Origin of the sequence: Streptomyces sp. W1SF4 (genome assembly GCF_003950035.1) — a bacterium.
Classification (GTDB): Bacteria; Actinomycetota; Actinomycetes; order Streptomycetales; family Streptomycetaceae; genus Streptomyces; species Streptomyces racemochromogenes.
This window is the reverse complement of sequence record NZ_CP034350.1, coordinates 3,240,379-3,260,335: the sequence shown is the minus strand read 5'-3', so window position 1 is coordinate 3,260,335 and position 19,957 is coordinate 3,240,379. Positions and strand designations below refer to the sequence as shown.

Annotated in this window: 14 protein-coding genes; 7 read left to right on the top strand and 7 right to left on the bottom strand. The window is 75.0% G+C overall.

The annotated features are described in order from the left end of the window. The first annotated feature begins 60 nt into the window (after positions 1 to 60). Entirely contained in the window at positions 61 to 1,551 is a 1,491-nt protein-coding gene (locus D1J60_RS14985; RefSeq protein WP_125821439.1) for an FAD-dependent monooxygenase, read from the top strand. On the opposite strand, the gene D1J60_RS14980 is transcribed toward D1J60_RS14985, so the two are convergent. Together D1J60_RS14980 and D1J60_RS14975 are read right to left on the bottom strand one after the other, a co-directional pair. After that, positions 1,544 to 2,452 carry a DUF2199 domain-containing protein gene (locus D1J60_RS14980; RefSeq protein WP_125821438.1) on the bottom strand — a complete coding sequence of 303 codons (909 nt, stop codon included), beginning with the start codon at positions 2,450 to 2,452 and terminating at the stop codon, positions 1,544 to 1,546. The two genes, D1J60_RS14985 and D1J60_RS14980, sit on opposite strands and share 8 nt — an antisense overlap. Before the next feature lie 57 nt (positions 2,453 to 2,509). Further along, positions 2,510 to 3,103 carry a hypothetical protein gene (locus D1J60_RS14975; RefSeq protein ID WP_125821437.1) on the bottom strand — a complete coding sequence of 198 codons (594 nt, stop codon included), beginning with the start codon at positions 3,101 to 3,103 and terminating at the stop codon, positions 2,510 to 2,512. An 849-nt stretch (positions 3,104 to 3,952) separates the two neighbouring features. On the opposite strand from D1J60_RS14975, the gene D1J60_RS14970 reads away from it, so the two are divergent. Next, positions 3,953 to 5,557 (top strand): DUF4173 domain-containing protein, encoded by a 1,605-nt coding sequence (locus tag D1J60_RS14970; protein ID WP_241253277.1) that lies wholly within the window; start codon positions 3,953 to 3,955, stop codon positions 5,555 to 5,557. A gap of 90 nt (positions 5,558 to 5,647) precedes the next feature. Further along, positions 5,648 to 6,337, top strand: a complete 690-nt coding sequence (locus tag D1J60_RS14965) for a hypothetical protein (protein WP_125821435.1) — start codon at positions 5,648 to 5,650, stop codon at positions 6,335 to 6,337. Here D1J60_RS14965 and D1J60_RS14960 read toward each other — a convergent pair. After that, a complete protein-coding gene (locus D1J60_RS14960) occupies positions 6,315 to 9,323 on the bottom strand; it encodes a HEAT repeat domain-containing protein (protein ID WP_125821434.1) in 3,009 nt (1,002 codons plus the stop codon). The genes D1J60_RS14965 and D1J60_RS14960 overlap by 23 nt on opposite strands. A 170-nt stretch (positions 9,324 to 9,493) precedes the next feature. Between D1J60_RS14960 and D1J60_RS38640 the strand changes: the two genes are divergently transcribed. Then, complete coding sequence (locus D1J60_RS38640; protein ID WP_277607497.1) at positions 9,494 to 9,625, top strand: hypothetical protein; 132 nt, start codon at positions 9,494 to 9,496, stop codon at positions 9,623 to 9,625. On the opposite strand, the gene D1J60_RS14955 is transcribed toward D1J60_RS38640, so the two are convergent. Next, positions 9,610 to 10,341, bottom strand: a complete 732-nt coding sequence (locus D1J60_RS14955) for a hypothetical protein (protein ID WP_241253276.1) — start codon at positions 10,339 to 10,341, stop codon at positions 9,610 to 9,612. The genes D1J60_RS38640 and D1J60_RS14955 overlap by 16 nt on opposite strands. Positions 10,342 to 10,557: 216 nt before the next feature. On the opposite strand from D1J60_RS14955, the gene D1J60_RS14950 reads away from it, so the two are divergent. Beyond that, positions 10,558 to 12,468: an AMP-dependent synthetase/ligase gene (locus D1J60_RS14950; protein WP_125821432.1), complete on the top strand. Its 1,911-nt coding sequence runs from the start codon at positions 10,558 to 10,560 to the stop codon at positions 12,466 to 12,468. Between the two features lie 102 nt (positions 12,469 to 12,570). After that, complete coding sequence (locus tag D1J60_RS14945; protein WP_125821431.1) at positions 12,571 to 14,121, top strand: alpha/beta hydrolase; 1,551 nt, start codon at positions 12,571 to 12,573, stop codon at positions 14,119 to 14,121. A gap of 58 nt (positions 14,122 to 14,179) precedes the next feature. On the opposite strand, the gene D1J60_RS14940 is transcribed toward D1J60_RS14945, so the two are convergent. Together D1J60_RS14940 and D1J60_RS14935 are read right to left on the bottom strand one after the other, a co-directional pair. Next, on the bottom strand, positions 14,180 to 15,343 hold the full coding sequence (locus D1J60_RS14940) for a lipase family protein (protein ID WP_125821430.1): 1,164 nt from the start codon (positions 15,341 to 15,343) through the stop codon (positions 14,180 to 14,182). A gap of 187 nt (positions 15,344 to 15,530) precedes the next feature. Beyond that, positions 15,531 to 16,541, bottom strand: a complete 1,011-nt coding sequence (locus tag D1J60_RS14935) for an AraC family transcriptional regulator (protein ID WP_125821429.1) — start codon at positions 16,539 to 16,541, stop codon at positions 15,531 to 15,533. A 117-nt stretch (positions 16,542 to 16,658) separates the two neighbouring features. Here D1J60_RS14935 and D1J60_RS14930 point away from each other — a divergent pair, with 117 nt between their 5' ends. Next, the gene (locus tag D1J60_RS14930) at positions 16,659 to 18,653 is read left to right on the top strand and encodes an AMP-dependent synthetase/ligase (RefSeq protein WP_125821428.1); all 1,995 of its coding nucleotides are present in this window, start codon (positions 16,659 to 16,661) and stop codon (positions 18,651 to 18,653) included. Here D1J60_RS14930 and D1J60_RS14925 read toward each other — a convergent pair. After that, positions 18,650 to 19,861, bottom strand: coding sequence for a PLP-dependent aminotransferase family protein (locus D1J60_RS14925; RefSeq protein ID WP_125821427.1), 1,212 nt, complete (start codon positions 19,859 to 19,861; stop codon positions 18,650 to 18,652). The genes D1J60_RS14930 and D1J60_RS14925 overlap by 4 nt on opposite strands. Positions 19,862 to 19,957: the final 96 nt, after the last annotated feature.

The following is a 19,957-nucleotide window of genomic DNA, read 5'->3' as shown; positions in this document are numbered from 1 at the left end:
AGCCCGACGGGGGTCTTGCCGCAAGGCCCCCGTCATGCTCCAGAATCCCCACTCGTAGCCATGACCTGGGGAAACGGGGAGCAGTTGAAGAAGAGCGACGCCATCGACGCCATCGACACGATCGACGTGGTCATCGCGGGCGGTGGGCCCACCGGCCTGATGCTGGCCGCCGAGCTGCGCCTCGCCGGGGTGCGGACGGTCGTGCTCGAACGGCTCACCGAGCCGGCCGGGCAGTCCCGCGGGCGCGGGATGCAGGTGCGCAGCGTCGAGATGCTGGACCAGCGGGGGCTGCTGGACCGGTTCCTCGAGGTCAGCGAGCCGTACCGGACCGCCGACTTCGGCGGACTGCTCAAGCTCCGGCCGGAGCTGATGGACACCGCGCACCCGTACGGCCTCGCCACCCCGCAGACCGTCACCGAACGGCTGCTGACCGAGCGGGCGGTGGAGCTGGGCGCCGAGGTCCGGCGCGGCTGCGAGGTCGTGGGGCTGGGGCAGGACGCCGACGGGGTGGACGTCGAGCTGTCCGACGGGACGCGGCTGCGGGCGCGTTACCTCGTCGGCTGCGACGGGGGCCGCAGCACGGTGCGCAAGCTGCTCGGCGTCGGCTTCCCGGGGGAGCCAGCCAAGGTCGAGACGCTGCTCGGGGACATGGAGTTGGCCGAGGATCCGGAGACGGTGGCCGCCGTGACGGCAAAGGTGCGCAAGGTCCACGTCCGGTTCGGGATCATCCCCATGGGGGAAGGCGTCTACCGGGTGATCGTCCCCGCCGACGGGGTGGCGGAGGACCGTACGGCCGAGACGACCCTCGACGAGGTCAAGGAGCGGTTGCGGGCCCACGCGGGCACCGACTTCGGGGCGCATTCGCCGCGTTGGCTGTCCCGGGTCGGCGACGCCACCCGGCAGGCCGAGCGCTACCGGGTGGGGCGGGTGCTGCTGGCGGGCGACGCGGCGCACGTCCATCCGCCGACGGGCGGCCAGGGGCTCAGCCTCGGCGTCCAGGACGCGTTCAACCTCGGCTGGAAGCTCGCCGCCGAGGTGGGCGGCCGGGCCCCGGCCGGGCTGCTCGACACGTACGAGGCCGAACGGCATCCGGTGGGCGCGGCCGTCATCGCCAACACCCGGGCGCAGACCGCGCTGCTGGAGAACACCGCCGGGGCGGTGGCGCTGCGGGAGCTGTTCTCGAAGCTGCTGGACTTCGAGGAGGTCAACCGGTACGTGACCGAGCTGACCTCCGCGGTCGGCGTACGCTACGACCTCGGCGACGGCGACGGCCACGAGCTGCTGGGCCGCCGGATGCGGGACGTCACCCTCGGGACGGGGCGGCGGCTGTACGAGCTGATGCGCGGCGGCCGGGGCCTGCTCCTCGACCGGACCGGCGGGCTGTCGGTGGCGGGCTGGGAGGACCGGGTCGACCACGTCGCCGACTCCGGGGCGGAGCGGGGCGCTCCGTCGGTGCTGCTGCGCCCGGACGGCTACGTGGCCTGGGCGGGCGAGGACCCGGCCGGACTCCTCGCCCCCCTGTCCCGGTGGTTCGGCGACCCGGTCAGCTGATCCCCTCGTACGCCAGGGAGCGCCAGATCCGCTGGGCCCAGACCAGGCCGTCGGGGTCCTGGTGGCTGCAGGAGATCCCGGCACCGCTGCCGGAGGGGTGCAGGGTGAACCCGTACAGCTCGTGGCGCGGGCGGCCGCTGTCCTGCGGGGTCAGCCAGAACGCGTACCGCAGGCCGCCGCCGGGCAGTTCCTCGCGCAGCCGCTGGGCGGGCCGGGTGTCGGGGGCGCCCGACAGCAGGGCGGCGAGGAAGTCCGCCGGGGCGCGGCCCGGGACGTCGTCGCGCTTGAGGCTGACGGCCGCGCTGCGGGTCGGGCCGGTGAAGCGGTCGTAGCCGTCGGCGAAGGACGCGGTGAGCCCGGCGGTGCGGACCACCGACCAGCCGTCGCCGAGGTCGGTGCGCACGTCGACCGGGAGCGGGGACGGGAAGCGGCTGAGGACCTCGTCCCGGTCCCAGACCTCCGTCAGGACGCGGGCGGCCACGGGGTGGCGTACGCCGGTGACGACGGGCAGCTCGTCCGGGTCGGCGACGCGGGCGGTGACCTCGGCGCCGAACAGGGCCTCGGCCCAGGGCTGGATCCGGTTGGCGAACGTGCCCGTGAAGGCGAACTCCGCGTACCCGGGCTCCTCCCACAGCTCGTGGGCCCGCCGCAGGGTCGCGTCGTCGACCTGCACCCAGGCGCCGAGGACGAGTTCGGTGTCCCGGCTCAGCCGGACGGGCAGCAGGCAGCGGATGAAGGAGCCGGCCCCGTCCACCCGGAGCAGGGCGCGGACGCCCAGTCGGTGCAGGGCCTCCTCGGGGAGCCCGAAGGCGGCTTCGGGGAGGTTGAAGCCGAAGTCGAGGCGCTGCCCGTCCGGGAGCGCGTCACCGCAGCAGGAGCAGGTGGGGAGGTGCGTCGTCACCCGGGCACCCTACGGGGGCCGGGCGACGACGCTGCGCGGGGTGGGGGCGGGGCTCGGTCAGTCGGTGCAGTACCGGTTGAGCGCGGCGCCGAAGGCGGCGCTGTAGGCGGCCTTGTAGGCCTCCTCCGCCTTCTTCTTGGCCTCGTTGTCGGCGGTCAGGCCCTGGAGGTTCTTCACCTTGGGCTCGGGCTTCGCGTCGCACACGCCGGCCTGGGCGAGCTCCTTGCCGTCGGTGAAGCCCTCACGGGTGCCGCGCTTGCGCTCGCTGTCGATGAAGTTCTGGTTGACCGCGTCCTGCGCTGCCTGGCCGGACAGGCAGGTCGCCGAGGCCCCGTTCTGCTGGGAGACGGTGTACTTGCCGGCGGGCAGGTCTGCCGCGGTGAGCTTGCCGTCGATGCCGACGGTGACGAGCGCTCCGCCGTCGCCGTCGGTCTGGTCGACCGTGGCCTTGCCCTTGGCCTTGTCGAACCCTTGCCCGGTGACGATCACTTTGGTCGCGTCTCCGGCCTTGGGCTCGACGAAGCACTGGGCCGTGGGGGCGGCGTGCGGGGTGGCGTGCGGGGTTGCGGCCCAGGCGGCGGTCACCGGCCCGAGGGCGAGCGAACAGGCCGCGAGGGGGATGACGAGGGCGGTACGGGTGCGCTGGTTCATGTCGTTCCTCACCTGTGGGGCGGGAGCCGCGAGGTGGGCCGCGCCGCGGGGGACGACGCCGGGCGGCGGTACGCGGCCCACGCGGGCCGGAGCGGTACACGGGGGCGAGCGCGCGGCGCGCGAGGTTCGGCCCCGGAGGCAGTCCGTTCCTTCCATGTAACCCCTCGCCCCCGGGGGTGTCGACCGGAAGTCGCGGGCCGGGCCGACCCGTCGGTCTGTCACGGTCCTGCCACAGGGGGAGTTGAATGTGTTCAAAACCTGGGGGCGCGGGCCTACGCTGACGGCTCCGCAACAGGGGAGGGACTCATGTCCGACAACGCCGCCAACGCCGGCGACGCCGAGGAGGCGAAGGCGGCCGGGCCCGCCCAGGCCCCACAGCCCGCCCAGCCGCCGGCCCCGCAGACCGCCCAGGCCCCGGCGCCCGTGGCCCCCGCCGGTCAGACGCCCCCGCCTGCCGCTCAGGCTCCGCCGGCGGCCGCCGCCCGGGCGTCGGCGTCTGCCGGTCAGGCTCCGGCGCCTGCCGGTGAGGCTCCGGCAACTGCCGGCCAGATGTCGGCTTCGGCCGCTCAGGCTCCCGGGTCTGCCGGCCAGGCTCCGGCGGCCGCCGCCCCGGCTCCGGCACCTGCCGCCCGGGCGTCGGCGTCTGCCGGTCAGGCTCCGGCGCCTGCCGGTGAGGTTCCGGCAACCGCCGGCCAGATGTCGGCGCCTGCCGCCCAGGCCCCCGGGGCTGCCGCCCAGGCTCTGGCGGCCGCCAACCCGGCTCCGGCGTCTGCCGGCCCGGCTCACGGGTCTGGGGGGCACGGCGCGGCACCCACTGCCCAGGCTCCGGCGGCCGCCGGCCCGGTTCCCGTGGCGCCGATCGCGCCCGGGTTTGCCGGGCACGACCCGGCCGCCTGGCACTTCTGGCAGATGGAACAGCTCCGGCTGCGCCAGCAGCAGGCCCGGGAGGAGGCCGCCGCGCGGGCCGCGAACTCCATGTGGCGCCGGATCCGGCCCGCCGAGGCCGCGCCGATCCACACCGCCACCCTCGTCGCCGTGCTCGCCGCCGGCCTCACCACCGCCGTCGTCCTCGGCGACGGCATGGGCCCCGGCCTGCTGCTCGCGGTGCTGCCCGCCATGGTCGCCGCGTACGCCGCCGCCCGCGCCGCCGGGCGCAAGGCCCGCCCCTGGAGCCTGCTGTGGGCGGCCGGCTGCGTGGCGCTGCTCGCCGTTCCGGCGCTGCGGGACTCCGCCTGGCCCTCCACCCTGGCGATCCTCGGCGCCGTACTGCTGGCCGCGCTGACCCTCCACGGAACCCGCAGCTGGCCCGGCGTCCTGCTCGCCCCGCTCGGCTTCCTCGACAGCGCCGTCACCGGCGTCGGCTGGGCCTGGGCCGGACTGCGCTCGCGCGGCGGCGGGGCGGGCCGTGAGCGCTGGCTGTCCGTGGTCAAGGCGGCGCTGGTCGCGGCGGCCCTGCTGCTCGTGTTCGGGGGTCTGTTCGCCTCCGCCGACGCGGCCTTCGCGGACCTGCTCGGCGGCCTGCTGCCCGACGTGTCCGTCGGGGAGGGCCCGTTCAGGTTCCTTCTCTTCCTGCTCGGCGCGGTCCTGGCCCTCGCCGCCGCCCGCACGGCCGCCGCCCCGCACCGCTGGGACCGGGTCAAGCCCCGCCAGTGGAAGGCGCGTTCGCGGGTGGAGTGGAGCCTGCCGCTGATCGTGCTGAACCTGCTCTTCGCCGGGTTCAACGCGGTGCAGCTGGCGGTGCTGTTCGGCGGCTACGACAAGGTGCTGGAGAGCACGGGCCTCACGTACGCCGAGTACGCGCGCCAGGGCTTCTGGCAGCTGCTCTGGGCCACGGTGTTCGTCCTCGCGGTCATCGCGCTCGCACTGCGCTGGGCCCCGCGCGGCGGGGCCGGCGACCGGCGCCTGGTCCGCTCGGTGCTGGGGACGCTGTGCCTGCTGACCCTGGTGGTGGTCGCGTCGGCGGTGCGGCGCATGGACCTGTACGTGGACGCGTACGGACTGACGCGGCTGCGGCTGTCGGTGGTCACCATGGAGCTGTGGCTGGGCCTGGTCATCGTGCTGCTGATGGCGGCCGGGGTCGCGGGCGGCCGGTGGCTGGCCCGCGCGGTGGTCGCCGGCGCGGCGGCGACGGTGCTGGCCTTCGGGCTGGCCTCACCGGACGGGATCATCGCCGAGTACAACGTGACCCGCTACCAGCAGGACAACAAGCTCGACCTCGCCTACCTCCGCGACCTCTCCTCGGACGCCGCCCCCTACCTGGACCGCCTCCCCGAACCCCGCCGCTCCTGCGCCCTGATGGGCATCGAGGCCGACCTGCGGCACGCCTCCGACGCCCCCTGGTACGCGACGAGCCTCGGCGAACACCGCGCCCGCCGGATCCTGCGCGAGCGCCCGCTGACGGCGACGGTCGCGGAATGCCGCCGCTTGGGCGCGTTCGCGAGCCGGGTGGAGTAGCGGAATCCGGGGCGGAGTGGCCGTGAGCATGCCATCCTGACGGCCCGCCATCCGGCCATCCGGCCGCTTCGCCCCAGGAGTACCCCCACCGTGCGGATATCCCGGCTCCTCGCCCCCGTCGCCGCCCTCGGCGTCCTCGCCCTCACCGGCTGCGGAGGCGCCGCGCAGTCCGCCCCGAAGGCCAACACGGCGGCAACGGCCGCCCCTTCACCGACCACCACCCCGACGGCCGCGCCCTCCACAGCTGCCCCGTCCATGCCGGACCTGACGGGCCGCACCGCCCAGGCATCCCGGGAGGCGCTCGCGGCCCTGTCCGTGTCGGTCACGCGCATCACCATCACGGCCCTGCACACGGACGTCGTCCTCCCCGACGCGCACGACACCTGGTACGTGTGCACCACCACCCCGAAGGCGGCCGATCCCCTCCCGCCCACCGCCGACGTCACCCTCAACCTGGCGTCGAAGCAGGCGGACTGCTCGGTGAGCCACCACGGCTACCTGGACGAGAAGAACGACCCGTCCCACACCCCGCCGCCCACCACCGAGGCCCCGGCCCCGTCGAAGACCAAGCCGTCCACGACGACGGGCGGCAGCACATCGGGCTCCATGACCGCCTGCCCGGACGGCAAGAGCGGCTACGCCTGCACCTCCAACGGCCACCCGGTGGTGGACGGCCAGTTCTGCCCGAACGCCGACCGCGGCCGCACGGCCCGCGCCACGAACGGCACCACGGTCACCTGCTCCTACGACCCGAGCATCAAGCCGTACCGCTGGCAGTAGCCTCCCGCTCCTTGAGCGCCTCCCCGACGGCCCGCCGCACGGCGGGCGCCGGATCGGCCGCGAGCCGCCGCAATGCCTCCTCGGCCGCCGCATCGCCGGCCCACCCATAGGCGAGCGCCCCGGCGGCCGTCTCACGGACGTCGGCATCCCGGTCGGTCACTAGCCGGAGGACGGCGGCCAGGGCGATCGGGTCGCCCGACCAGCCCTCCGCCAGCGAGCTGGTGACGTACAGCCGACAGGCCCTGTCGGCCAGCAGCTCCACGACACGGTCACGCGACTCGGGGTCGCCGGGCCAGCCCTCCGCGAGGGCGTCAGCAGCCCATGCCCTGACCTCGTCACTCACGTCGTGCGTCAGCTCCAGGACGGCGCCCCGGGCGGTGGGGTCGTCGGGCCAGCCGGCGGCCAGCGCATCGGCCGAGAGCCGACGGACGAGCATGTCCGGGTCGTCGGTCAACTGCAGTACGGCGTCACGGCCTGTGGGATCTCCGGCCCACCCCCTCGCAAGCGCGTGGGCGGTCCGCTGCCGGACGGCCCCATCGGTGTCATCGAGCAACCTGGAGAGCGCCCTCAGGGCTGTGGGATCACCAGGCCAGCCTTTCGCCAGTGCCAAGCCGGCCTGCTGGCGGACATCCGCATCGCCGTCGTCCGCCAGTCGCAGGACCACGCTGCGTGCCGTGGCGTCCGGGGCCCAGCCCTCGGCAAGGGCGGTCGCGACGGCCTCGCGAACCGGCGGGCTGGAGTCGTCAGCGAGCAGGATGATTGTGTCCAGGGCGCTTCGGATCCCTCCCCAGCCGATGCCGAGGGCCTGGGTGGCGGATCGCCGGACGTCCGCACTCGGATCGTGTACCAGCCGCAGCAACGCCGCCCCGCTCGCGAGGTCTCGTGGCCAGCCCTGGCCCAGGGCGTCGGCGACGCCCTGGCGCACGTCCGCGCTTTGGTCGAAGCTCAGATCCAGCAGGGCGGCCAACGCCTCAGGGGTCCCCGGCCAGCCGTCGGCCAGCGCCTCCGCTGTCGAACGGCGGACAATCGGGTCGCCATCAGCTGTGAGGTGGATCGCGGCTTCTCGCGCGAAGGGGTCACCGGCCCAGCCCCTTGCGAGAGAGGCGGCCGCCTGGCGGCGGACATCTGCGCTCTCATCGCGGACGAGTTGGACCAGGGCATGCCGGCTCGTCTGGTCGTTCGGCCAACCGGTGGCGAGCGAGCCGAGTGCGTCCTCGCGTACCTTCGGGCTGGGGTCCCGCGCCAGCTGCAGAAGCATGTGCCGGGCTTCCTCGTCGCTGCTCCAGCCCCTGTGGAGCGCGTGGGCGGCAGCCTGGCGAACCTCTGCCTCCCCGTCGCGGGCCAGTTGCAGGACCAACGTCTTGGCGGCGGGATCTTCGTTTCGGACGGTCACGAGGGCATGGGCGGCGGCTGTGCGTACGTCCGCGTCCCTGTCGGAGGCCGCCGCTCGTACGGCGCGCAGGGTCATGGGTTCCCCGGCCCAGCCCGAGGCCAGCGCACGGATGGCCCGGCGGCGGACATCCACGTCCCCGTCCGCCGTGAGCCGCCGAAGGGTCTCGCATGCCGACTGCTCGCCGGGCCATCCGTCCGAGAGCGCCTTCGGAACCGCCTCGCGGACGGATGGCTCCCGGGCGTCCGCGAAGAGGAGAACGGTGCCCAGAGCGGTAGGATCCCCGGGCCATCCTCGGGAGAGTGCCATCACCACGCTCTTGTGGACCTCCGGACTCAGATCCGAGGCTCGTTGCAGGATGGTGTCACGGGCGACGGGGTCGCCACTCCATCCGCCGCTCAGGGCATGGACGGCGGACTGCCGAACGCGGGCGTCGGTGTCGCGGGCCATCCGCAGCAGTGCGTCCCGGGCGACCGGGTCGCCGGCCCACCCGTCTGCCATTCCCTCGCCCGCATATCTCCTGACCGTGGGGTCCGGATCGGCGGCCAGACGGATGACGGCCTCCCTGGCGGCCTCGCTGTGACGCCAGCTGCTGGCGAGCGCGTCGATGACCGAGTGGCGCGCTTCGGGGTCGTTGAGGCGGGTCGAAGCCAGGAGGACGTCCAACTCGCCATCGCGATCCAGGAAGCCGTCCTGGTCCACGAAGGTCCTGCGCAGCGCACGGACGGACTCCTCCTCACGGGTGTTGACCTCGTGCGCCTTCGTCAGTGCGGCGGCGATGTCGTCCAGGGCGGGCTGGGCGAACAGGTCGGCCGGCGGCATCGGGGTGGGCGGGCCGCCCGGGGGGTGGGGGGTGAAGGCGAGTTCTGAGATGTCCGGGTGCTGGGAGAGGCGTTGGAGGTCGGCGCGGGCGCGGTCCCAGAGCTGTTCGAGGGTGAGCCTGCGGGCGATGACGCGGTCCGCTTCCTGTTGTGCCGTCGTCTTGTACGTCTCCGCCTGGCGGGTCTCGTCGCGTAGCCGGGCGAGTTCGCTTGCGTCGGCGGCCCGGAGGGCGCGGACGTCGTTCCCGGCGATGATCTCGCGCAGCGCGCCGGTGATCTGGAACAGGGTCAGGAGCAGGAACTCCGCGTCGCGCAGGGCGTAGCGCAGGCGGGTCTCGGTGCCGGTGGCCTCGGCCAGGTCGCGCTGGACCAGGGCCAGGTCCCGCTGCGTGAGCGCGAGGTCCCGTTGGTGGCGGAGGGAGGCGGCGTCGTTCTCGTCGGACGCCGGCCGAGGTGGGGCCATGGCCGCCCGGAGCAGGGAACGGGCCTCCTCGCAGCGGCGGGCGTGTTCCTGCTGGGTCAGGCGGGCGGCCTTGTTGGCGATGCGCAGGAACTGGAGGGTGAACTCCAGTGGCGGACTGGGCTTCGCCTGGGCGCTGTAGATGCGGTCGATGTGGGACTTGGAGCACTTCATCTCGCCGATGTGGCGGTCCGGTTCCCGTACGGCCGCCTCCCTGAAGGCCTGCTCGACGTCGCGCGGGCCCATGCCGGCCTCGGCGGCCTGGGTGCGCAGGAAGGCCCCGTAGCGCTGCCACGCCCCCGTGTCGGACCCCATGTTCCCCCTCGTTGTCCCTGGGCGGATCCGATGGTCCCCGGCCCGGGCGGATCCCCGCTGGTGGCGGCGGCCCGCCGTCCCAGGGCGTCCCTGCCCGGGTGGGGACCCGGCGCAAACGGGCGAGGGTCTCCTCAGGCCCCCGTCCGGGGGATCGGGTGAAGGAGGTTGGGATGGCCGTGGTGCAGGAACTGCTGCTCGCCGCCGTGCCGGAGGCGGTCGGTGGGGTGGTGGCCGCCGTCGTCGTCGGTGGTGCCGTGTGGGTGTGGCGGCGGGTGGCCGGGAAGGGTCAGGCGCGGGAGTAGGAGCCGATGCCGACCAGGCAGTAGACGTACTCGTTGATGACGCTGCCGTTGAGGGTGTACTGGTACGAGAAGCCGTACTCGGTACGGGGGTTGGCGTCGCAGCGGCTCATGTCGTGGGTGCCCGGGAAGCGCTGGATGACGCGGTAGTGCGCGTCGGAGGCCGAGCAGGAGACCTCCTTGACGCCGTGGACCGTCTGGGCGGTGGTGGAGTCCGGGAGCTGGCCGTTGAGGCAGGTCCCCGTGTCGAAGGGGCTCGGGGGCGCCTCCGTGGTGGGCGGCGGGGCCGGTGCGGGGTCGTATGTGGGAGGGGTGTACGTCGGCGGGGTGTAGGTCGGCGGGCGGTACGTGGGCGGGGTGTAGGTGGGAGGGCTGTACGTCGGCGGGGTGTACCGGGTGTAGGTCGGGCTCGCGGAGGCCGTGGGGGTCGAGTCGTCGTCGGAGTTGGCGATGACGAGGCTGACGACCACCGCCACCACCGCCAACGCCGCCAGGCAGCCCAGCGCCCCGCTCTTGCCCGACGGGGCCGGCTGCGGCGCGGCCGGGGGCGGGGCCGGCGGGCCCGACACGCGGATGCGCAGGAGGACTTCGGTGTCGCCGACGCGGGCCCGGACGAGGTCGCCGTTGCGGGCCGGGGGTATGCGCAGGCGCTGGGGGCCGGTCGGCAGGGGGACGGATACGAGCACCCCTTCGGCGGCCTGGGCGGGAGTGAGCGTCAACTCGATTTCCTGGGAAGGCGACACCGGCTGCTCCTAGGGGTGGGGGGTGGGCCCAGCGGGATTCTCCCCTTTCGGCGCCGGCTGACGCAGGCGTTCCGGGCATGCGGGGCCGGCGTGTGCGCGCCGTCGACGGGGTGTGGAGCCGGCGGGGAGATGGTGTACGGGGGGTGGTCCCCGGCGTGGGGGCGTGCGTACATTACCGCCGGTAACAGCGGGATGACCGAGGAGAACGCCGTGGACGCAGGCCAGCCGAAGCCCGTCAATGCCGTCAATGCCGTCGAGCCCGTCGAGCCCGTCAAGACGATCGTCGGCGGCGTGGTGCGCGAGGTGTCCGTGCCGGCGCTCGTCGGGCCGGCGGCCGGCGGCTCCCTCGGGGACATACCGTTCCAGAACGCCCGCGAGGCCCCCCGCGAGGCCGTCCTCGCCCGCAAGGAGCGCGACGGCACCTGGCGCGACGTCACCGCCGCCGAGTTCGCGCGCGAGGTCCTCGCCGTCGCCAAGGGGCTCATCGCCGAAGGGCTCGCCGAGGGCGACCGCCTCGCCATCATGGCCCGGACCACCTACGAGTGGACCCTGCTCGACTTCGCCGGATGGGCCGCGGGCCTGGTGACCGTACCCATCTACCCGACCTCCTCCGCCGTCCAGGCCCGCTGGATCATCCACGACTCCGGAGCCGTGGCCTGCGCCGTCGAGGACACCGTCCAGGCCCGCCTGATCAGCGCCGAGCGCGCCAACCTCCCCGGGCTCGCGCACCTGTGGGAGTTCGACACGGGCGCGCTGGCCCGGCTCGTCAAGGCCGGCGAGCACCTGCCCGACGCGATCGTGCACGCGCGCAGGGCCGCCCGTACGCCCGGATCCGTCGCCACGCTCGTCTACACCTCCGGCACCACCGGCACCCCCAAGGGCTGCGTGCTGACCCACGGCAACTTCCAGGCCGAGGTCGACAACGCGGTCGAGCTGCTGCACCCCGTCTTCCGCTCCGCCAGCAAGGACCCCGCCTCCACCCTGCTGTTCCTGCCGCTCTCGCACGTCTTCGGGCGGATGGTCGCCGTCGGCTGCCTGCGCGCCCGGGTCAAACTGGGCCACGCGCCGAGCATCGCCACCGAGGAACTGCTCGCCGACCTCGCCGGCTTCCGGCCGACCTTCCTGCTCGCCATCCCCTACGTCCTGGAGAAGGTCTACAACACCGCCCGCGCCACCGCCGAGAAGACGGGCCGGGCCGCCTCCTTCGACCGCGCCGCGCGGATCGCCCAGCGGTACGGGGAGACGGTGGAGGGGAAGACGCCCGGGATGGGCCTGCGGGCCGCCCGCGCCCTGTACGACCCGCTCGTCTACCGCCGCATCCGGGCCGCCCTCGGCGGCAGGGTCCGCTACGTCCTCAGCGGCGGCTCCCCCCTCGGCCGGCGCCTCGCCGCCTTCTACACCGGCGCGGGGATCGACGTATTCGAGGGCTACGGACTGACGGAGACGACGGCGGCCTCGACCGTCACCCCGCCCCAGCGCCCCCGCCTCGGCACCGTCGGCTGGCCGCTGCCGGGGACGGCGGTGCGCATCGCCGACGACGGGGAGGTGCTGCTGCGCGGCCGGCACGTCTTCGCCGGGTACTGGAACGTCGCCGCCCACCCGCCGGGGGAGTGGCTGGCCACCGGGGACATCGGCGAACTCGACGCCGACGGGTACCTGACCATCACCGGCCGCAAAAAGGACCTGATCATCACCTCCGGCGGCAAGAACGTCGCCCCCGCGCCCCTGGAGGACTGGCTGCGCGCCCACCCGCTGGTCGGCCAGTGCCTGGTGATCGGCGACAACCGCCCCTACATCGCGGCCCTCGTCACCCTGGAGCCGGACGGCCTCGCGCACTGGCGGCAGATGCACAAGAAGCAGGGCGTGCCGGTCCGCGAGCTGGTCACCGACCCGGAGCTGCTGGCGGAGCTCCAGCGGGCGGTGGACGAGGCGAACAAGCTGGTGTCGCGGGCCGAGTCCATCCGCCGCTTCACCGTCCTCCCGGGGGAGTTCTCCGAGGAACGCGGCCACCTGACCCCCTCGCTGAAACTCAGGCGCGGCGCCATCGCCCGGGACTACGAGAGGGAGATCGACGAGCTGTACCGGGCGCCCCGCACCGCCTGAGAGGTACGCCGTCCAGGGCGGGCGGCCCGAGGGGCGGGGGCGGCGGGGCCCGCTTATGGTGAGCTGGGCCGACCGGTCCGGGGGGCGACCCGAGGAGGGCGCATGCCCCGTCCCCGTCCCCGTACCCGTCCGCGTCTGCGTACGGCCACCGGAAGCGCCTGCGCGGCCTCCGCGGTGGTGCTGGCCGCCTCCCTCACCGCCGCCCCGGCGGCCCCCGCCGCCCCCTCGGTCACCCCGGCGGCGACCCCTGCGCCCCTGCACTGGGGGGACTGCCCCCTCGAACGCGTGCCCGCGGAGATGCGGTGCGCGGAGGTGACCGTCCCCCTCGACCCCGCCCACCCCGCCAAGGGCACCACCCGAATAGCCGTGGCCCGCCTCCCCGCCACCGCCCCCGGCCGACGGCCCCTCGGCTCGCTCCTGCTGAACTTCGGCGGCCCCGGCGGCCCCGGCATAGCCTCCCTCGCCGCCGACCCCAAGCCCTTCGCGAAGCTCGGCGAACGCTACGACCTCGTCGCCTTCGACCCCCGCGGCGTCGGCCTCAGCACCCCCGTCTCCTGCGGCGGCTCCCAGGAGACCGGCGACGAGGTGCCCGGCGACGCCGCCTCCCAGCTGGCCGCCCTCCGCGCCGTCGCCGAGCGGTGCGCCCTGCACTCCGGGCCGGTGCTCCCGTACATCGGCACCGTCAACGTCTCCCGCGACATGGACCGCATCCGCGAGGCCCTCGGCGACGAGAAGCTCAACTACCTCGGCTTCTCCTACGGCACCCGGCTCGGCGCCGTCTACGCCGCCCAGTTCCCCCGGCGGACCGGCCGGATGGTCCTCGACGGGGTCGACACCCTCACCGAACCGCTCACCGAGCAGGCCCTCGTCTCCGCCCGCGGCCAGCAGCGGGCCCTGGAGAACTTCCTCAGCTGGTGCGCCCACCAGTACGACTGCGTCTACGGCACCAACACCCGTACCGCCCGCGAGAAGGTCGAGGCCCTCGTAGAACGGCTCGACGAACACCCCCTGGTCGGGCACGACGGCTCCCACTTCACCGGCCAGGACGCGGTGGGGGCCATCGGGTCCGCCCTGTACTCCCGGAGCCTGTGGCCCGACCTCGCCCAGGCCCTCGCCCGCGTCGAGCGCGACCGCGACCCGGTCCCGCTGATGGAACTCGGCGGCCCGGACGAACCGCCGCCCCCCGACGGCCCGACCCGGATCCCCGACGACAACGCCGCGGCCGCCCTCACCGCCGTCAACTGCGCCGACGACCCCGACCGGAGCAACGACAAGGCCAGTCCGGAGGCCGTCGAGCAGGAGATCCGCGACCTGCGCGACGAGTTCCACCGCACCTCCCCCGTGTTCGGGCCGGGCCAGCTGATGACCGTGCTCTCCTGCTACGGCCGCCCCGCCGGCACCGACTTCATCCGCCGCATCGATCACCCGGGCGCGCCCCGGATGCTCCTCGTCGGCACGCGCGGCGACCCGGCGACCCCGTACGAGTGGACCGAGGAGACGGCCCGCCGGCTCGGCTCGGCGGTGATCATCGACCACAAGGGCGACGGACACACCGGCTACGGCTCCTCCGCCTGCGTACGCGGCTACGTCGACGAGTTCCTCATCGCGGGGAAGCTGCCTGGCGGGACGCGCTCCTGCCCCGCCGGGGAGTGAACCGCCGGGGAGTGAACCGGCTGGGCTTGAACCGGCGGGCCGGGCGGCGGCTCAGGCCCTAGCAGTCGGGGCGGGTGGCGCGGCCCGCGAAGCGGTCCGCCAGCCAGTTCCCGACCGCCGGGGAGTGCGTGATCACCCCGCTGACGTGCTCACCGAGCACGATCGTGTCGAACTGGACGTCCGCACCCCGCGCGCACCACTCCGCGCGCAGCTGCCGCCCCACCGCGTACGGGATCAGCTCGTCGCCGAGCGCGTGGTACTGGAGCACCGGCGCCGCCGGGGCGGTCCGGCCCAGCCGGCTCTGGTTCAGGCGGGCCTGCCAGTCGGGCTGCGCGAGCGGGTCGCGGGTGGTCAGGTCGGAGATCCGCTTGAAGGAGCCGGCGACGGCGTCGACCGCCACGCAGTTCTCCTTCATCCCGGCCACCAGCGCCCGGCCCGCCGGGTTGAGGTACGAGTCGAGCCCCAGCTCGGGGAAGGCCGCGTCCTGGCCGGCCGCGGCCATGAAGATCAGGCCGGAGCCGTAGGAGCCGTTGTTGGAGGCGGCCACCTTCAGCAGGTCGGCGGGGACACCGCCGGTCGCCGTCCCCTTCACCTTCAGCTCGGGGGCGTACGAGCCCTGCAGCTCGGCGGCCCAGCTGCTGGCCTGGCCGCCCTGGGAGTAGCCGACGATGCCGACCGGGGTGTCGGCGGACAGGCCCGTCCCGGGCAGCCGGATCGCGGCGCGGGCGGCGTCGAGCATGGCGTGGCCGGCCGAGGGGCCCACCGTGTAGGTGTGGACGCCGGGGGTGCCGAGGCCCTCGTAGTCGGTGACGACGACGGCCCAGCCGCGCTGGGTGTACTGCTGGATGAGGTTGGCCTCCATGGCGGTGCCGTTCGGCAGGTTCGCGCTCGGCGCGCAGGAGTCGCCCAGGCCCACCGTCCCGACGGCGTACGTGATCAGCGGGCGCGGGCCGGTGCGGCCGTCCTGCGGGACGATGACGGTGCCCGAGACCACGTTCGGGGCGCCGTCGGCGGTGGTCGAGCGGTAGTGGACCTTCCAGGCCCTGGTGCCGGTCGGCTGGCCGGGCAGCGGGTGGAAGGCGGAGGGCGCGCTGCCGACGACGTCGCCGGGGCGGCCACCGTCGGCCGCGGCCTCCTCGGCGGTGGCGGCGGGGACCTGGGCGAGGAAGCCGAGGGCGGCCACGGCGGCGGCCAGGACCGTGCTGCTGCTGCGCATGCGCATGGGGGGTCTCCCAAAGGGCGTGGGGGTGGGGGCAGGTGAGGCGAAGGTAGTGACCGACCGGTCGGCATGTCGCTGACCGGAAAGCTCACCTTTCCTGACCCGCCCTCCCACCCCACCCCGCCCCGCCGCTCGGCCCCAGGTCTCGCCGGGCCGGGACACCGGCCGGGCCGGGGCGGCCGTGCGGCCGTCAGCCGCCGGAGGTGGTTCGGTACGTGCCCGGGGTCGTTCCCGTCCAGCGGCGGAACGCGCGGTGGAAGGCGGTGTCCTCCGAGAAGCCCAGGCGGGCGGCGAGTTCCGCGATCGGTTCGCCGCCCTCGGCCAGGCCCGCTATCGCCGCGTCCCGCCGCACGTCGTCCTTGAGCTGCTGGAAGGAGGTTCCCTCCTGCCGCAGCCGGCGCCGCAGCGTCGCCGGGGACACCGCCAGCCGCGCCGCCACCTCGCCCAGCTCGGGCAGCCGCGGCGAGCCGCACAGCCGCCGGGTCAGGGTCCGGCGGACCTGCTCGGCGACCGTGGTCCCGTACTCGGGGCGCGACAGCAGGTCGAAGGGGGCCCGGCGCAGCATCGCGTCGAGCGCGGCCTCGTCCCGTACCAGCGGCGCGGTCAGCCAGCGCGCGTCGAACACGGCCTCCGTGCGGCCGGCCCCGAAGCGCACCGGACAGTCGAAGAGGGCGTCGTACTCGTCCCGGTGCGGCGGCGGGGGATAGGCGAACGCGGCCTGGACCAGGGGGATCCGCCGTCCGACCAGCCAGCTGCACAGCCGGTGCCAGATCGCGAGGACGCACTCCGTCAGGAACCGCTCCTCGTCCCCGTCGAAGTCGTTGCGGACGGTGAACCGGGCCTCCCCGCCCCCGGTCTCCAGGGCCAGCTCCGGGCCGCCCGGGAACAGCCCGTAGAACGCCGCCGCCCGCTCCACGGCCGCGCCCAGGTCCCGGCAGCCCAGACAGGCGTGGCACATCATCGCGAAGGTCCCCGGCCGGCTCGGCACGGCCGACAGCCCGAGGAACTCGTCCTGGGTGGTCCGGTACAGGGCCCGGAAGAGCCGTGCGAACTGCGCGGGCGTGACCCGCGCCCGGTCGTCTCCGAGCAGCAGCGGCGGGATCTGGGCCTCCTGGAGCAGTGGCACCAGGTCGCAGCCGGCCCGCCGCGCCCCCGCGAGCACGGCCCGCACGTGGTGCACGGTGACCGTCCGCCTCCCCATGGCTTCGAAGGTAGCCCCAATGAGCGGCGCGGTCAGCGGGGGTGACGCTTCCGGTCATGCCGGACCGGGTCCGGGCGTGCCCACCATCGGGGGTCACCTATCCCGGGAGGGCAAGCGATGGACGGTCGTCCGAGCACGCTGGCGGTGTTCACCCAGTGGACCGAGGAGCGGTACGGGGACGCCCCGGCGCTCCGCTTCCGCGGCCCGGGCCGCGACGGCTGGGAGAGCCGTACGTACGCCGAACTCGGCGCCGCCGTACGCGCCGCCGGGCGCGGCCTGCTCGGGCTGGGCGTCCGGGCCGGGGAGCGGGTGGCGGTGCTCGCGGAGACCCGGCCCGAGTGGACGTACACCCACTTCGGGATCCTCGCGGCGGGCGCGGTACTGGTGCCCGTGTACCCGACGGCGGGGGAGGAGGAGCTGGCCTGGGTGCTGTCCGACTCCGAGGCGGTGGTGGCCGTCTGCGAGGACGCGGCCCAGGCGGCCCGGGTGGAGGCGCTGCGCCCGAAACTGCCGGCGCTGCGGGCGGTCGTCCGCATGGCCGCGCCCGGCATCCCGCCGACCGCCGCGAGCACGACCGCCGCGAGCGCGGGCGGCGCGAGTACGGGCGGCGCGAGTACGGGCGCCCCGAGCTCGGCCGCCGCGAGTACGGGCGCCCCGAGCTCGGCCGCCGCGAGTACGGCCGTCGCCAGTACGGCCGCCGCGAGTACGGGCGGCGCGAGCGCGGGCGGCGCGAGCGCGGACCCTGCGAGCGCTTCGGGCGGCGCGGCCGCTTCGGACCCCGCGAGCGCTTCGGACACCGCAAGCGCGGGCGACGCGGCCGCCGCCGACGCCCGGCTGGCCGCGCGGGCCGCCGCCGTGACCCCCGCGGCGGACGCCGCGATCGTCTACACCTCCGGCACCACGGGCCTGCCCAAGGGCTGCCGGCTCACCCACGCCAACCTCGGCGCCGTCCAGGACGCCACCCTCCCGCTCGTCCAGGGCGGGCCCGGCGACTCGACGTACCTCTACCTGCCGCTGGCGCACCTGCTGGCGCAGCTGATCCAGTTCACCACCCTGCTGCAGGGCGGGGAGCTGTGCTACTTCGGGGGCCGGATCGAGGACGTGGTGGCCGAACTCGCCGAGGCCCGGCCCACCCACCTGCCGTCGGTGCCCCGGCTGTTCGAGAAGGTCCACGCGGTGGTGCTGGGGCTGGCGGAGGGCCGCGACGGCGGCCGGGAACGCTTCGAGGAGGCCGTCCGGCTCGGCGTGCTCGCCGCCGACGGGGCCCTGCCCGCGGAGCTGCGCCCGGCGTGGGAGGCGGCCGAGGGCTCCCTCTACGCCCTGGTCCGGGCCGCCTTCGGGGGCCGGCTCCGGTGGGCCCTGACCGGCGGCGCCCCGATCGCCCCGGCCACCCTCGACTTCCTGCGCGCCTGCGGGATACGGGTGTTCGAGGGCTACGGGATGACCGAGTCGGCCGGGGTGATCAGCCTCAACCACCCGGGCGCCGTCCGGTACGGCACGGTGGGCCGGCCGGTGGCGGGCTGCGAGGTGCGGATCGCCCCGGACGGCGAGGTGCTCGCCCGGGGGCCGATGGTCTTCCCCGGCTACCACGCGAACCCGGACGCGACGGCCGGCGCCCTGGACCCGGACGGCTGGCTGCGCACCGGGGACCTGGGCGAACTGGACGCCGACGGCTTCCTCTCCCTCACCGGCCGCAAGAAGGAGCTGATCATCACCTCCGCCGGCAAGAACATCACGCCGACCGAGGTGGAGTTCGCCGTCCAGGCCGCCTCCCGCCTCGTCTCGCGCGCGGTCCTGATCGGTGACCGCCGCCCCCACCCGGTGGCCCTGATCACCCTGGACGCCGGGGAGGTCGCCGCCTGGGCCGCCCGTGAGTCCCTCGACCTCGGCCCGGCCCCGGCCGCGCACCCGGCGGTACGGGAGCTGGTGGCGGAGGCCGTCGCCGCCGCCAACGCCACCGTCTCCCGCCCGGCCCGCATCCGCGCCTTCCGCGTCCTGGACGAGGAGCTGTCGGTCGGCGCCGGCACCCTCACCCCGACGCTGAAGCTGCGCCGCGCGGAGGTCGCCCGCCGCTACGCGGCCGAGATCGAGGAGCTGTACGCGGCCGGCTAGCCGAGGGCGCGCCGCAGCCGGTCCAGGCCCTCGGCGATCTCCTGCGGGGTGTGGGTGGTGAAGGACAGCCGCAGCGTGCGCGGGTCCGGGGTGCCCGTGAAGAAGGGCGCCCCGGGCACGTACGCCACGTCGTGCCCGACGGCGGACTTCAGCAGGGACCCCGCGTCGTACCCCTCGGGGAGGCGGGCCCACACGAACATGCCGCCCTCGGGGCGGTTCCACTCCGAGCCCGCCGGGAGCGCCTCCGCGAGCCCCGAGAGGAGGGCGTCGCGCCGGGCGCGGTAGGCGTCCCGGACCCGCGCCACGTGGGCGTCGAGGTCCCGGGCGCCGAGGTAGTGGGCGGCGGCCAGCTGGTCCACCGTCGAGGTGTGCAGGTCCGCCGCCTGCTTGGCGACGACCGCCGCGCGGAGCAGGGCGGCGGGTGCGCGCAGCCAGCCCAGGCGCAGCCCCGGGGCCATCACCTTCGAGAAGCTGCCGAGCAGGGCGGTGCGGTCCTCGGCGCCGGGGTGGGCGGCGATCCAGGGCTCGTGGGCGCCCTCGTAGCGGAGGTCGCCGTACGGGTCGTCCTCCACCAGCCACAGCCCGAGCCGTGCCGCGGTGCGGGCCACCTCGGCCCGGCGGTCCCCGGGCAGGGTGCGGCCGGTCGGGTTCTGGAAGGTGGGGATCGTGTAGAGCAGCTTGGGCCGTTCCCGGGCGGTGATCTCGGCGAGGGCGTCGGGCAGCAGGCCCTGCCCGTCGCAGGGCACGGGTATGACGCGGGCCCCGGCCAGGGCGAAGCACTGGAGGGCCGCCAGGTAGGTGGGGTTCTCCACGAGCACCGTGTCGCCGGGCTCCAGGAGGGTGGCGGCGAGGAGGGTGAGCCCCTGCTGCGAGCCGGTGGTGACCAGGACGTCCCCCGCCGAGGTGGCCAGGCCCCGCGCGGCGGCCCGGGCGGCGACGGCCGAGCGCAGTTCGGGGGCGCCCTCGGTGGTGGAGTACTGGAGGGCGCGGGCCGCTCCCGCGCCGCTCAGGACGGTGTCGTACGCCGCGCGCAGGCCCTCGGTGTCGAAGAGCTCGGGCGCGGGCAGGCCGCCGGCGAAGGAGATCACCCCGGGGCGTTCGGTGAGCGCGAGGATCTCCCGTACGGGCGAGCCGGCCACACCGCGCGCCCGCGCGGCGAAGGCGGGGAGTCCGGCGGCGGGGGTGGAGGCGGTGCTGCTCGGGGGCATGGGTCGGCTCCTTCGGTGGCGGGTGGCCGCAGCCTAACGGCGAAAGCTGTAGAGGGCACCTACCTTTCCGAGGGGTGAACACCGCACGCACCCTCC

Coding starts and splice junctions, on each gene's coding strand:
- D1J60_RS14945 (WP_125821431.1), top strand. CDS start 12,571: ATGCCCCGTCCCCGTCCCCGTACCCGTCCGCGTCTGCGTACGGCCACC.
- D1J60_RS14985 (WP_125821439.1), top strand. CDS start 61: ATGACCTGGGGAAACGGGGAGCAGTTGAAGAAGAGCGACGCCATCGAC.
- D1J60_RS14975 (WP_125821437.1), bottom strand. CDS start 3,103: ATGAACCAGCGCACCCGTACCGCCCTCGTCATCCCCCTCGCGGCCTGT.
- D1J60_RS14935 (WP_125821429.1), bottom strand. CDS start 16,541: ATGGGGAGGCGGACGGTCACCGTGCACCACGTGCGGGCCGTGCTCGCG.
- D1J60_RS38640 (WP_277607497.1), top strand. CDS start 9,494: ATGGCCGTGGTGCAGGAACTGCTGCTCGCCGCCGTGCCGGAGGCGGTC.
- D1J60_RS14930 (WP_125821428.1), top strand. CDS start 16,659: ATGGACGGTCGTCCGAGCACGCTGGCGGTGTTCACCCAGTGGACCGAG.
- D1J60_RS14950 (WP_125821432.1), top strand. CDS start 10,558: ATGACCGAGGAGAACGCCGTGGACGCAGGCCAGCCGAAGCCCGTCAAT.
- D1J60_RS14960 (WP_125821434.1), bottom strand. CDS start 9,323: ATGGGGTCCGACACGGGGGCGTGGCAGCGCTACGGGGCCTTCCTGCGC.
- D1J60_RS14925 (WP_125821427.1), bottom strand. CDS start 19,861: ATGCCCCCGAGCAGCACCGCCTCCACCCCCGCCGCCGGACTCCCCGCC.
- D1J60_RS14940 (WP_125821430.1), bottom strand. CDS start 15,343: ATGCGCATGCGCAGCAGCAGCACGGTCCTGGCCGCCGCCGTGGCCGCC.